Below are 15130 nucleotides of genomic sequence, written 5' to 3' on the forward strand. Positions count from 1 at the left end.
TTATTTTTCCTCCTCTTTTAAAAGATCCTCAACATACTTCGGCAGCATGAACGCTCCCATGTGAAGATGTGTCGTGTAATACCAGGTTTCGATATTTAATGCATCCCATTCCCGGGGCTTGAAATCCTTGATGGGATGATATTTCTTTGAAGCGAAGCCGAAGAGCCAGTATCCGGACGGACAGGTTGGAATATGCGCCTGATACACACGGCTGATCGGGAAGGAGCGGAATGCCTTTCGGTGCATACTGCGGCAGGCCAGCTCGTCCTCATCGTAGAATGGGCTTCCGTGCTGGTAGACCATGATCCCATCCTCCTTTAAGGCGCTGTAACAGCTTCCGTAGAATTCCTTCGTGAACAGTCCCTCAGTATGGCCGAAGGGGTCTGTGGAATCGTTGATGATGAGGTCATACTTTGCCTTCTTGTTTCTTAAAAATCTCAGACCGTCATCATAGTGGACCTCGACACGCGGATCATCTAAGGCACAGGCTACCTCCGGGAAAAATTTTCTTGAAACCTCCACAAACATCTCATCCGTCTCCACGACATCGATATGTTCCACGCAGTCATACTGCAAAAGCTCTTTCGCGACACCGCCGTCGCCGCCGCCGATGATCAGTACGTCCTTCACACACGGATGGACCGCCATCGGCACATGGGTCACCATCTCGTCATAAATAAACTCGTCCTTCTCGGAGAATACGATCTCCCCGTCCAGAGAAATAAATTTTCCAAATTCCTCGGAATCGAACACGTCGATCCGCTGATATTCACTCTCCCCGGAAAACAGCTGCTTTTCGATCTTGATGGACAGCTTGACGTTTCCGGTGTGCAGTTCTGAAAACCAGAATTCCATATCTCGTGACTCCTTGTATCGTATTGGCCAAAGCCTATATGTTTGCCAGCACCATCAGATGATCCACCGCCGGATCTTCTGTTCCCTGCATGGAGCATCCCTTTTTCTTCGCATACAGGATATACTGGACCACGTCGTCCGTGATCATCTCCCCCGGCGCCAGGATCGGGATTCCCGGCGGATAACACATAACGAACTCCGCACAGACTCTTCCTGAAGACGCTTCCACCGGAACGGAGACCTTCTCGGAGTAGAACGCTTTCTGCGGGGACATAACAACCTTTGGAGAAATGTACTCGCCAGAGAGCAGTCCGGAGCTGTCTTTTTTGTAGAGACGCTCGATATCATCCAGAGCACCAACAAGGCGCTCGATGTCCTGGATACGATCTCCGATGGAGATGTAAGCCAGAATGTTGCTGATGTCACCGAATTCGATCTGGATATCATACTCGTCGCGCAGAAGATCATAGACCTCGATTCCCGCAAGTCCGATGTCTCTTGTATATACGGAGAGCTTCGTCACATCGTAATCGAAAATGCTGTCACCGTTCACCAGTTCTTTTCCGTAGGCATAATAACCGCCGATGGAGTTGATCTCCCGTCTCGCGTATTCTGCCATCTCAACGACCTTCGCGAAGGATTCCTCACCGCGGAGAGCCAGATTTCGTCTTGAGATATCAAGGCTGGAAAGAAGCAGGTAGGATGCGCTTGTGGTCTGGGTCAGGTTGATGATCTGGCGCACATAATCGGTGTTCACTCCCTTATTTAAAAGAAGAAGCGAACTCTGGGTCAGGCTTCCGCCGGACTTGTGCATGGATACCGCCGCCATATCAGCTCCCGCTGCCATTGCGGAGATCGGAAGATTCTTTCCGAAATACAGGTGGGTTCCATGAGCCTCGTCCGCGAGAACCTTCATGCCCCTCGCATGGGCAAGCTGTACGATCGTTTTTATATCAGAGCAGATGCCGTAATAGGTCGGGTTGTTGACGAACACCGCAACCGCGTCCGGATTGTCCTCGATGGCCTGTTTTACTTTTTCGACCTGCATTCCCAGCGAAATACCGAGTCTCTGGTTCATCTCCGGATTTACGTAGATCGGGATTCCGCCGCAGAGCACCAGCGCGTTGATGACGCTCTTATGTACGTTTCGCGGCAGGATGATCTTATCTCCGGCTTTTACCACCGAGAGGATCATGCTCTGGACCGCAGATGTCGTTCCGCCTACCATCAGATAGGCGCTGGCCGCTCCGAATGCCTCCGCCGCAAGCTCTTCCGCCTCACGGATCACGGAGACCGGATGACAGAGGTTGTCAAGCGGCTTCATGGAGTTTACGTCCAAAGATACACATTTTTCGCCTAAAAGCTGTACAAGTTCCGGATTTCCGCGTCCTCTCTTATGTCCCGGTACATCAAACGGGACAACTCTCTTCTTTTTAAATTCCTCGAGCGCTTCATAGATCGGGGCTTTCTTTTGTCTCTCTCTGTCCATGGTTTTGTTCCTCACGCATTTTATTGATTGCGCATCATCTGAATAATAAAAAAAGCAGATGACGCCAAAACCATCATCTGCTCAAAACGATTCTATTCCATTGGGGTCTGGGGCGCGTCACTCCGCTCCCGTCTGCCTCTGAGCTTTATCGTTTTTTCTTCCAAGTCTGCAATCGCAAATATATTGTCCCTGCACTTATTGACCGATTCACAAGATGATGTGTTTTTCAAACACTGATTATAAAGTAATCAACTTATAAATTTGAGCTTTTAACTCAATCAATAATGTGGGCTTAACCCCACGCGGCGCTTGACCCGCCTGTCCGATGGGCTTAACTTCCGTAGTCTGTTCTGCGGGAGTGGTCATTACATACATTTGCATGAAAACGATAAATGTCTCTTCACACTATTTCTATCATACATGAAAAAACATAGAACTGTCAAGTAAAAATTTCCATTTGTCCTATGAGAAGATAAAAGCAGGGATCCATCAACCATAAAAGTTGATGGATCCCCATGAAACAGAATCACACGCTATCATTCTGTATGTTTCCGGTCACCATTGCACCGGTCTTTGGATCCAGATAATAGAGATGTCCATCCTGCGGATCTGTAAACCAGCCGGTCTTCATCGCTCCCTTGGTACCGTCAGATACCGGGTTCAGATAATACCAGTTTCCATCCACATCCTTAAACCAGCCGGTCTTCATCGCTCCCCGCGTACCGTCAGATACCGGATTCAGATAATACCAGTTCCCGTCTGTGTCCTTAAACCAGCCGATCTTCATGGTTCCCTGCGCGCCGTCAGATACCGGATCCAGGTAATACCAGTTTCCATCCGCATCTTTAAACCAGCCGGTATCCATGTACCCGTCCGCACCAAAGTGATACCAGTTCATCATTCCATTGTCCGTTATCTGCTTCCATGCATTGGATACACGACGTCCATCGCTATCATAGTATCTCCATCTGACTACGCCATTGACTTTCTTTGTTTCCCATGCATTTCTGGTCACATTCCAGTCAGTATCCTCTCTGTCACTGCCGGAACCGGTGTTCCTGTCACCTTTCGGATTATCAGGAGTTGCAGAACCAGGTTTATTGTCTTCCTTCGGATTATCAGGAGTTTCAGGACTGCTGCTTTCCAGAACTGCCTGCGCCGTCACACGGTGTCCTTCTGCCTGATCCAGCGCATCCAGGAGTGCTTCGTTCACAGTTGTATACAACGTGCCGTTGATCTTCCAACCCTTGAACACAGCTCCATCCTTGCTGACTGTCGGAAGCGCTTCATCCATCTGCTCCAGGCTATAGCTCCGTTCTCCGACTCCATGATCAAATGCAACCGTTCCCTTTCGGCTGTCTGAGAGCAGCTCAAAGGTACTAAAGCCATCCTTGTTTACAAACTCTGCCATCACACTTCCCTGCGTTTTCTTTACTGTTACCGGATAATAAGCAATTTTTCCGCTATGTAACAGATGCCGGATAAAGAGATCTTCGGTCGGATAATCTGCCGGGAGCGGCAGGGTGATCGTAACCGGGGTTCCAACCTTCTGCGGGATTGCTGTGCCGATCAGAATGGTATTTCTACCGGTTCCTTCCTCCTGCATGGTCTCATTCTTTCCGGCTGTTGTGGCTTTTACATTGTATAATGCGGTGATTTCAAAAGTGATCACATTCACTCCCTGTTTTTCGGTCACACCCTTTACTTCCACCGACATATACGGCTCAACCACCAGTCTTACCTTCTTTCCTGCGGTATTGACTCCTTCCTTCTGAAGTTTTTCCTTCGCTTCCACTCCGGAAATCGTCTGATCTTCTCCTGTTTTTACGATCACATCCCCGTTTTCTGTTTCCCGGATCAGATCTGCTGCCACAGTATCCAGTCCGGTAATCTCCGGGGTCTTCTCTTCCAAGAGGTTAGCAATCTCTTTTACCTCCTCCGGTGCATCTGCCGGAACCGGTGCAATCTTCGGCGCTGCCACCGAAACCTCCGGGGTCTGTGCCTTTCCAATGGTAATCTCTCTTGTTACCGTTGTTCCATTGTAGCCAGTATCCCCGGCAACCTCAGCTGTCACGAGGACCGTTCCGGCTCCGATGATCTTCGCCTCTGTTTTTCCGTTCACTTCGGATAACTCCAGAACTCCATTGTCAGCAGGAACGGAGAATTTCACAGCTCCGGTTCCCTTCTGTCCGGTAAGTTCCAGTTCGAATGGATCATCACCGTAAAGCTTCCCGTCCACTTCTTTGATCTGAATCTGATCCTCATCTGCTTTTTCGACCTCGAAGCTGCAGCTTACCTGTGCAGGATCATTGTAATTTTCCTTCTCTGGTCCATCGGCCGGAAGCATATATTCTGCCGAAATTTCATGCGTACCGGCAGAAGGAACCGAATATTCCATGGACGCGGTTCCATTGGTCAATGGGATCGGCGTCTGATTGAGTTGCTGTCCATTTTCATAAAATATTACCGTTCCGGCCAGCACATCCTGATAAGCTCCCTTCGCTTCCAGAGTCAGAACATAAGTATCTTCCACATTTCCAAGAACTGCCAGGAGTCCCTGCATCAGACCGGTTTTCTTTCCGGCTTTCAGATTCAGGGAAATGGTTCCCTTCTGAACGGTGATCGGTCTGGAATTATTACCTGCCGTGTAATTGGTGCCACTTGCCACACTTATCGTTACCGTTGCCGTACCTGCGCCATGGATCGTTGCCCGGCCATCTGCATCGACCGTCAGTACATTCGCAGAGTCGCTTGTCTTGGTCACCGCTCCATCTCCAACGGTGGTAACTCCAGTCAATGAAAAATCAGGATCGCCATATGTTTTCGTTCCCGGCCACTCTGCATCATTGATCGTGATCGAAGATGCTGCTTTTTCGATCGTTGCGGTTGCACTGGAAGGAATGTTGACCTGGTAGTTATCCGGATCGGCTGTTGCTCCGCCACTGATCACTGCTCCTGTTATCACTGCATTCGAAGCATCGATCACAACCTTTTTATTGGTTCCGGCATTTACATCCAAAAAAGCTGCTGTTAAGCCTGTGATCTGCAGCTGCTCCTCTCCTGAACCTGTATACACGCCAGTCTTTACAATCAGCGGTTCATGCACAGTTGCTGTTTTCGTGCCATCATAGGTCTTATCTTCTACCGCAACTGATAATTGCAGTGTGTACTTAGAGATTTCCGGTACCACGGAAGCTGTTAATGTCCCATCGTATGAAGCACTTGAATCTGTCGGTGTAAATTTCACGGTATAAGCCTTGTTACCTTTTACATTCGGATAAATACCAGATGCTGAACTACTATTTTCCGGTTCCCAGCTCCAGTTTCCGGCTACCAGTTGATTTGCACCATTATACACACCATAACCAGAAGCCAGGGAAACCGGAATCTGAGCAAGTAAAACCCCATAAGTCCCCTTCGCATCCCACTTTTGTGTTCCATTTCCTACAATTCTCAGTGTATCCTTGGTAGACACATTAAGCGGTTCCGTTCTCTCAGAAGCAAATGCATTCTCTTTCGCCTTTATTCTGCTGGTTACCTGATATCCATGTGCCGGATATAATCCCTGAATTTCCGTACCGTCAATCCATGTAAATGCTCCGTCTGAATCTACATCACGGTATCCATACTCAATGCCATTTTCCGGATTCGTTCTGTTTATGGTAATCGCCGTACCGGTTATATCCACCTCATCCTCAGTTATTGCAGCCGGTGCTGCCGTTCTTTTAGGAATCGTGATACTTTCAGGTTTTCCGGCAAATTTCTTATCCGTGTTGCTTGCAGCATACCGATAATAAACCGTACTCTCATGATCGGAAGAAATGATGTCTGTAATCGAAATTCCTGATCCACTGCCCATTTTTGCAGATGTCCAGTTTGGAGAGGTATTGGTTCCGTTTACAATCACATACTGTAAAGATGAGGAAATTGAGATTTCTTCCTTCCGATAATCAATATTCGGCTTGTTCGATTCTTCCGGAATCGCCTGTGTTTGCAAATCCGCCACCAAAACCGCTTCACTGGCTGACATGAACGAGGATGCTTTCTTGCGAATATAGACTGGTACAGACCCACCATTTTCACGAATGTTATTCAGCAGCCCTGTCAGACGAACCTTACCACCCTGTCTTATAATTGTCCATGACTGTGCATCCTTAGAAGCAGCATACTCCAGATCGCAGGAAGCTTTATTCTCTAAAGTCTCCTGTTCGTAATTGATAGAAACATCAGCAGCATTAGGTGCCTCCTGCCGCATTTTTTCTGTCTGGAAATTTACATAGGTTACATCAAGAGATAATTTACCATCCTTTTTAATCATCAGTCTGACATGATATTCTGTATCCGGAGTTAAATTCTCAATAGTACACTCATAGTTTCCGGAAGAACTTTCCCTAAGTGGCGTTCCATTCGAGAACATATCATCTAATGTCCCTGTCTGCTCATCCTCGTCGGAGGTTAAGAAAAACTTAACCTCTGCTCCGGGAGTTCCTGTTGCCTTAAGTGTAGCAGTCGCTTTTGTGTCAGAAATCGTCTTAATATCCGTGACAGCTGCGGAAGTGATACTTGCCGCCTTATTATTAGAATATGTACCAGCAGCTGGATCATAATATACCGTCTTACTGTACTTGCGGAAATGCGGGTAATCCTCCGTTCCGATCACCTGTCCCCACGTACCATCTGATTTTTCACCGTTTAATTTATAGGCAATTTCGCCGGATTTCAGTTTTTCTTCGCTTATAGTAGTAATTCCACCCCAAGAACTAAAATCACCCTGTGTTGTCTCATAACAGTTCGTAAAAGTAGTCCTACGATCATTCGGGCGCTTAGTTCCTTCCAGTTTTCCTGATACAGCCAAGCAATTAGTCACCGTTCCTTTAGTCGCCGCTCCGTTTGAAGAACTATATAAAAAATCTGTTCCTACTACAAAACAATTCTGAATTTTGACATCATACATAGCGGTACGACACAATCCACAAGTCCAATCACCTTCAAACACCAGCCCTATATTTTGTACACTCCCATGTTGAATCCTTCCCACCAGTCCCCACTTATAACTTTCACCGTCATTAGCAGGTCGCAGTCCGGAAATTACATGGTAATTTCCCTCAATAGTCCCCTCGAAAGACCTAGTACCAGATTTGTCTCTAATGCTTGTCCAGTCATATCCGGCCGGGATCTTAATATCCTTCATCAGCTTCAGATTGCTCTTCTTATTAAAGTTTTTATCATCATTAAACTGCTTTGCAAACCAGAAAAGCTGACCGGCATTATAAATCTCATAATATTCCCCCGACTTTATTGCCTTCTGATATGCATCACATGCTTCACAAAATCCATCTGCATTATAGTACTCATGACTACAAACGGTATCATCATGAAACATCTCGATTTCATTTGGTGTTGTTGTCGAAATCGTCTTACCTGATACTGTGATCGGATTGCCGCCATTTAAGCCTGGTACCGTCACCGAAATCTCTGTGTTTCCCTCATTTTCCGGCAGATATACCGTCAGATGTCCCGTGTTCGCTTCATCATACGAAATCTGCATGGAAGGAATGACCATAGCTGCACTTTGACCTTCTTGATTGATCAACGGTTCACCATCCTGCTTGATCGTGATATCGGTTGCCTGTAATATCTGATCGTTCGTGATCGCCGTGGAAACAAATTTTAATCTTGTCTCATAAAGAGGAATTCCGGTCTTCAAAGTAATCGTTGCATTCTCATCATCAACGTCAGCTTCCATCTGATAAACATAGTTTTCTCCAAGCGTCACATCTACCGTTACCTGTGTCTCTGACGTTAATGGTTTCAGATAATTGGATGCCGTAAGTGTGCCTTGATAAGCGCTCACCTTCATCGTCCCTGCATCCCAGGTAATCTCTCCCACGCTGATCGTCACCGGATAAGAGCTTTCGGTTAATCGTCCATCCGCAATCGTGCCCTGAATGGTATACTTTTTCAGTCCAAACTCATCGCTCTTTGGAAAATAATCACCACCATTTAAGTTGACTACTGCCTGATCACTGATGGAAATAGAGCCATCCAAGGTACTGCCCTCCGGCAGCACATAATCCGGTTTCACTGCGATACCGATCGCATATACTTCATTCTGATATGCAATGGCTAAAACCGTTCCACCTTTGATCGCAATATCACCATACTTGTATCCGCCTTCTACCGCTTTTGCTCCACCACCGCCACAGCCGATTGCGGCTCCGGGGTGTCTTCCTGCATTCGTAGCATATCCTCCACAGGCCGTCACATTGCCGCCATTGATCTCAATCTTATCCACGCAGCCGTTCGCTCCACCGCCAATTCCTGCTCCACCGTATACATTATTAATATCCTGGTAGTAGCTTCCATGTCCGCCCTTGGCATACACAGTTCCGCCGTTGATGATAATGGTACCGCTGTCGCCCTCTGCACTGCCGCCAATACCTGCCGCCAGCGCGCCGCCATAAGCTTCGATATCGCCTTCTTCGATCACAATCGTTCCCAAGGAACCATTTCTCCTGCTTGACGCACCAATTCCTGCTCCTTCTCCACCGGTTGCTTTTAAGCTTCCCTCTCCGCTGATCGTCAGGGTGCAGCCTTCCGGCACCTCAATAGCCGCACACATATCACCGCCCTTGAGCGTGTTTTTCCCCTCCAGAATCAGATTCAGGTTTGCACCATTTCCCAGTCGGATTGCCGGTACCCAGGTACTCGCTGTCTCATCGTTCTTAACAAGCGGTATCTGGATATCCAGATTCGAAATCGTGATTGTAGCCTCCACACCATTAACCAGAATAACATTGGTCGTACTGCTTCCCGTGATAGTCGCATGATTATACTGTTCCAATGTGTTGCTGTTGATGTTGATACCGCCATTCGCAATATTATAAGTATCTGTTGATGCCAGCAAAGCGATTCCGCCGTCCATGCTGACCTCGATCTCCGGAAGCTCCACGCCCGCTGCCAAAATATACTCTCTCGGAAGAACCGGAAGATAATAATAGAAACCACTTTCATCTTCCCGGTTCTCATCCGGCTCCCAAGTAACGCTGATATCCGTCAGCACCGGGATATCTTCTGAGATTTCCTCATCTTCAAACTCATAATCCTTAAGAAAATCCCCGGCATTGCTGTCGGTCGCGATCAGAAACGTACCCTGCTGGTCTTTCTCCTGAACTTCCTGTTTATCTGCTTCCTCCTCATCATTGCTATCCGGCACGTTTTCTGAATTTTCTGTTTCCGGAGTTTCCTCCTCATTCAGATTTTCTTTCTTTGCATTACTGCCGGTAGCAATTCCAAAGTCTTCTTTCTTATCACGGTCGTCTGCTGCCGCTTTCTCATCTTCCGCGCCCTTATCGCGATCCGCATTATTTTTCTGATGATTCACGTTCTTATATTCCACCACCGAAGCCTCGATCGTCTCCGGGAAATTCAGATAATCCTCAAAGTTTTCTCCGGCATCCGCAGGGATCTGAATATGCGCGACCTCCTCCGGTAATTCCGTAAATCCCGTGATCACTTTCAACTTTTTTGTAGGAACTGCAGCAAACGTTGCAGACGGTATGCATAACTGCATCGCCATCACTACCGCCAATGCTGCAGATACGATCTGCCGTTTCTTCTTTTTATACCTCATATCCATTTCCTCCTGTTGTCATTATTTTCTATATAGCGTGACGGTTTTGTTCTCTCCGGTAATATTTTTTATTCATACTTTTCTTTCTCACCTGATTCATTACTTCCCCTTCTTCCCTGAAGAAGCCGGAAGACTGCTTCCCCCTTCTGACTATAGCTGCATAGCGCAATTCGCATTTCCATACCTCCGTTTCCTGATGGACTCCATCGCCTCATATAGCTCCTGATCACTACAATCTATGGAGAGGAATGCCGGGATACGAAGCTGATACGCGATCAGGGCGAAGTTTTCATCATCGCTCCACCAGACAAGCGGTACTTCCGGTGCCAGCCGCTTCGCCTGTATGGCCGCCTCCAGTCCCTTTGCTCCGGTCATGGCGATGACAACCGCATGATATCGGCTCCGCCGCAGTGCCTGAGATAGCTGCTTTTCATTCCATAGCTCGTCGATGACAAGCTGACCATCCCCATCAAAAAGGGAGCGCAGCCTGCTCTCAAACCATTCTGCATTCCTTAATTCCGTACAAAGTGCGATTTTCATGCCGGGCCTCCTTTCCCGAAAAGAAAAAATGAAAAAGAATCCTGCTTGCAGGATTCTCCGCCTGCGGCGGGGCGCGACAGCGGCACTCTTCCTTTCCGCCGCAGTGCGATCCTCGCGGACCTTCTCACCTAAAAGGCTGGTAATATAATTAGCGTAGCATCTTGTCAAGAGAAATGCAACCGACTTTGTTTAAGACGCAGGTTTCCTGTTTAAGACGCAAGTTTTTTCCTGCGGTTTTATGTTATACTAATATTGGATTATTGTGCAAAGGAGATGGCACGATGCAGATTGCGATTGTGGATGACAGAGCAGAGGACAGAGCAGAACTGTCTGAAAGCTGGCGCCCAGGTCAATTTTCAGCTTGTCTTTATGGACATCTATATGGAGAACATGGATGGAATGGGGATGCCAAATTTAAAAAAGCAATCGAATCCTTTCAATTCGATTGCTTTTCTGTTTCCGATGCCGATTAATGCTTTTTTATTATAGCGTTCACCGAAACGCCTAACAAGCTTAATTTTAGCAGATTTTTTCCTGCGCAGTGATTCTGGCAGGAATATGTCAGCTTCTCTTACCAGAATCACGCGCCAAGTCTCACGGAAGTTCGGCTTGAAACTCGCTTTACTGCTTGTTTCTTCCGTCCCAGACACCGTTTTTATCTACATAGTATCCGTCCGGTGTCCTTTGTCCGGCGTACATAATCCCTCTCTTTCCATCGGAAATCGGGTTAAAATAGTACCAGACTCCATTGAGAAGCATCCAGCCGGTCTGCATGCCGTGTTCCGGATCCATATAGAACCAGCCGCCGTAATTCTCATCCCTTAACCAGCCTGTTTTAGCATAACCCATTTCATCAAAGGCCCACCATTTTCCGTTGATCTTCTCCCAGTGATATGCACCAGTACGATCGGCCATTGGCCATGTACCGTCACTAAAGCGGAGCCACCAGCCTTTGGCGTCCTTCATCCAATGGCTGTAGCCATCGTTCACGGTCTGATTGGCTGTGCCGGTGATGATGCCCTGTTCCACATTTCTGTAGCCCTTCTGACTGTCTTTCGTAACCTTGTTGGACGGATTCGGGGTTACTTTAACACTACTTTCGTTCGGATCATCATAATCGGAGCTGTCCCCGTCTGAACCGGAGCTGCCATTATTGGAGCCGCCGCCTCCGGACGTGTTATTTCCAGAATTATTTCCGGAATTACCGCCGGATGAACTTTCTTTCGGTTTCACCGTCACCGTGACGTTTTTTACCACATCATTGAAATTCGCCATGGACGCTTTCACATATACCAGATACGTTCCCGCATCGGTAAAGCCCGGGATCTCACTCTGATAATCCACACCATCCATAGAATAGGTAAATACCGCATCCGGGCTAACATTTTCAAGTCCGGTTTCCACAGAAGCATTGATCTTCGGCTGCTGCTCGGTGCCGTTGTAGGTGAGCGGGTCTGCCGATACCGTCATGGACGCGAAATCACGGGACTTGATCGTTCCTTTCTGTGATACCGTCTGTTCTGTCAGCTTATAATTCTTTGCCTGATCACCTGCTAACGAGATGATCGTCGCATCTATATCGTGCTCTCCAACATCTGCACTCTGATATGCCCAATCAATCTGGTCTGCACGAACATCCTGAAGCTCAGGAGTTTTATGATTGTCGTCGCAAAGCTGAATTGCCAGCCTCTGCTCCTCTGTAATATCCGTAGTCCCATCATAGACTTTATCGAAGGAATCTCCTGTTATCTGTGCTTTTAATTTACACTTGTTGATTGTAAAAGCAGCCGTTTTCAGGGAACCATCGTAATTTCCCTTTCCCAACAGATAAACGATATACGTTCCAGCGTCCTCTAATTTTGTAACTGATTGATTATTATCTTCCTTTTTCCAAAAAGAAATTTCATAATCAATACCTTCTTTTAATTCACTTCCTAATGTGCCTTTCCAATTTTCAAGCACCTTAATCTTCGGATTCTGTGGTTTATTATTATAAACACTTGAATCAATCGCTACTTCTACGCTTTCCGTAAAACTTCGCCGAGTAATATGCGTTGTATTATTGGAACAAAATACTTTCGACTTATAATTATCTGTTATCACCTTTACAAATACATACTGGCCAGACTCATTTACATTTACAATCTTAGGGCACTCTGACTTCCACTGATCTGGTAAATTACTGCTTTTCGATGTTGCGGCCAGTTGATATTTATACTCCGCATCCTTTGGTATACGAGTCGATGTAATTGTAGCTGCCGGATATCCCTCAGTGCCATTATATACACCACTAACAGCATCTACATTCACTGTCCATATATTAGGAAAATCTGCTTTATCAACAGTCAATCTTATCTCAACCGGAGTACCTTCTTGATAAATTCCACTTGCCAGTGTCTTAACCTTAATTTTAAAAACACCAGCCTTTTTTACCGTCAGCAGACCTCTTGACCCGTCAATCGTTCCTTCGCCCTTAGATTCACTTCCTGTATATTCAACAAGTTCATATTGCAAATCTCCGGCTTTAGCCGGTTTAGTAATCTGTGCACACTGTGGAACATCGATCGACATATTCTCGCTATATTCTTTGTTTATGTTTGCGAAATACCCCGTAATTGTATCCGGCGTCTGCTTTGCAGAATCCGGCACACTTCCACTTCCACTAATTGTACCAGTATTTTCAATTGTTCCATTTCCTTCAAAATTACCATTTGCAATAAGCTTTCCTTTATTTATCAGCTTACCATTATCTCCAATCTTTATTCCTCCAGTTTCTAATATTCCTCCTTTTACTGTCATTGTAGTATCTTTTACTATTTCAAGAATATTTACATCCATTTTTCCACCTGTAATCGTCAGGTTGCCTTTTGTGCTAAGTCCTGTATGACCAGTTGGGGAGGTGATGTTAATTGTACCACCAGAAAGTGTAAAATTAGAACTTGGCTCATGATCCACTGCTATCTTACCGTCTCCAACAATATTAAACACACCACCCGACATATTAATCGTTCCAAGTGCAGCCAAGGCCCATCGGCCATGTCCTGTTGCAGTAATTGATCCACCATTAATATTTAAAGTTCCACCTCTTGTTACATAAATTGCTCCTGATGCATCATTATGTCTACCTTTTTTTGACACAGTCGCATTAATAATTCCACTTTTTATTGTCAAACTCGTCTTAACTTGTATACCACTAGATCCGTCCGTTGTGGATTTTGGATAACCATTAACTGTCAAAGATGCTGATTCATCTGGTGCAATAATTGTTGCACTTCCTCCTGAAATATAAAGACCTATTCCAGCAGCACCCTTTCCACTTCCAATCAACTCATTATTACCATGTAATTCTATGATCCAACTTCCAGATGTTATTTCGATATTATATATCGTAGTATTATTTAAGATTAATTTAAAATTATCATTACCTAAAGATTTATAAGATATATTATTTTGGCTTGCCAAGCCTTCTACAGCATTCTGATAACTAGAAAATGTACTTCCATTAAACTTAAGGTCTTTAGGATCTTCAGTTGCACTAAAGCTTAGATGCATAACCACCCGTTCATTATTGATCATCGCCGCCTGATCCCCCGCCACAGACACTTCCACCACCAGCGCATCCACGCCCTCTGCCAGCTCATACCTCTCCGGCAGCTCTGCTTTAAACTCATAGGTGCCTTCCAATGGCCAGCGGCCTTCTTCATCCTGCACATACTCCGCACACGTCCAATTGGTGATCAGCAGATTCTTTTCTTCCCCATCTTCAACGTTTTCGCCGTCTTTGCCTTCTTCCACCCGGGCAATAATGGCCGTTGGTAAATATTCGGTAATCTCTGTAAAGGATGGCTGAGCTTCCTCAGTGATTCCGGTCAGCTCCAGTCTGCCATCAAGCAGATTTTCCTCCGGATCAAACCATGACCATGACAGGATCTTCGTCTGTGAAACCGGTGTGATGGTTCCACCTGTGGTTGTGGTATCTTCCGCATTGGATGGCGTGCTGGCAGAAAGTGCTGCCCCGTTCTGAGCAGGCACATCATTTAAGTTTTTATTTTCATCTGCATTACCAGAAGAATCCTTCCGGTCTGCGGCTTTTTCTCCAGCTTGCTCTTTCTTAGAATCATTCTTGCCTGTATTGGAAGCAACAGCATCCAACGTGTCGGCATTCTCATTATTTTCATTCTCTGTATCCCGTATACAGCCACTTTCTACGCTGCAAATGTGGGTACATTCCGTAGGTTCCTTTCCGATCTGGGATGGAGTTGCTGTTTTGTCTGCATCTTTGTAGCACTCTGCCGTATGCACATGGACACACCGGTTATTCTCTGTATTCGGCCGGATCTCTCCCCATGCTGTATTCCCAAAAGCTGTCGATATTGCCAACGACATGGCCAGCCAGATTGCCGTTGCTTTACGTGTATTTCTCATTAACACAACGCCCCTTTCTGATTCCTTTTCACACTTAATGTACGCTCATATAGTCAGCCTATTGCTCTGCTTTCATTATTTAATAATCCGCGCGACATGTCAAGCAAATGCACACGAATTGTTGTTTTTGGGCACGAAAATAAGTAAATAAATAGAAATCCGGAAGGATTCCCAAAGCCTGCGGATCC

General features: G+C 46.2%; 6 protein-coding genes. 1 reads left to right on the plus strand and 5 read right to left on the minus strand.

What is annotated here, in order from left to right; translation table 11 throughout:
• From speE to ACXMYH_RS11930, 4 genes are all read right to left on the minus strand, one after another.
• Entirely contained in the window at positions 1-855 is an 855-nt protein-coding gene (gene speE / locus ACXMYH_RS11915) for a polyamine aminopropyltransferase (RefSeq protein ID WP_015553676.1), read from the minus strand.
• Between the two features lie 34 nt (positions 856-889).
• Entirely contained in the window at positions 890-2344 is a 1455-nt protein-coding gene (locus ACXMYH_RS11920) for an aminotransferase class I/II-fold pyridoxal phosphate-dependent enzyme (RefSeq protein ID WP_486554956.1), read from the minus strand.
• A 526-nt stretch (positions 2345-2870) separates the two neighbouring features.
• Positions 2871-9977: a hypothetical protein gene (locus ACXMYH_RS11925; RefSeq protein WP_486554957.1), complete on the minus strand. Its 7107-nt coding sequence runs from the start codon at positions 9975-9977 to the stop codon at positions 2871-2873.
• Between the two features lie 150 nt (positions 9978-10127).
• Complete coding sequence (locus ACXMYH_RS11930) at positions 10128-10517, minus strand: hypothetical protein (RefSeq protein WP_215703991.1); 390 nt, start codon at positions 10515-10517, stop codon at positions 10128-10130.
• 281 nt (positions 10518-10798) lie between these two features.
• Between ACXMYH_RS11930 and ACXMYH_RS11935 the strand changes: the two genes are divergently transcribed.
• A complete protein-coding gene (locus ACXMYH_RS11935; RefSeq protein WP_486554958.1) occupies positions 10799-10990 on the plus strand; it encodes a hypothetical protein in 192 nt (63 codons plus the stop codon).
• A gap of 148 nt (positions 10991-11138) precedes the next feature.
• On the opposite strand, the gene ACXMYH_RS11940 is transcribed toward ACXMYH_RS11935, so the two are convergent.
• Positions 11139-14942, minus strand: a complete 3804-nt coding sequence (locus ACXMYH_RS11940) for a YDG domain-containing protein (protein WP_486554959.1) — start codon at positions 14940-14942, stop codon at positions 11139-11141.
• Positions 14943-15130: the final 188 nt, after the last annotated feature.

The sequence above is a fragment of the Pilosibacter sp. NGB245 genome, from assembly GCF_057397225.1.

Coding starts and splice junctions, on each gene's coding strand:
- speE (WP_015553676.1), bottom strand. CDS start 855: ATGGAATTCTGGTTTTCAGAACTGCACACCGGAAACGTCAAGCTGTCC.
- ACXMYH_RS11920 (WP_486554956.1), bottom strand. CDS start 2,344: ATGGACAGAGAGAGACAAAAGAAAGCCCCGATCTATGAAGCGCTCGAG.
- ACXMYH_RS11925 (WP_486554957.1), bottom strand. CDS start 9,977: ATGAGGTATAAAAAGAAGAAACGGCAGATCGTATCTGCAGCATTGGCG.
- ACXMYH_RS11930 (WP_215703991.1), bottom strand. CDS start 10,517: ATGAAAATCGCACTTTGTACGGAATTAAGGAATGCAGAATGGTTTGAG.
- ACXMYH_RS11935 (WP_486554958.1), top strand. CDS start 10,799: ATGCAGATTGCGATTGTGGATGACAGAGCAGAGGACAGAGCAGAACTG.
- ACXMYH_RS11940 (WP_486554959.1), bottom strand. CDS start 14,942: ATGAGAAATACACGTAAAGCAACGGCAATCTGGCTGGCCATGTCGTTG.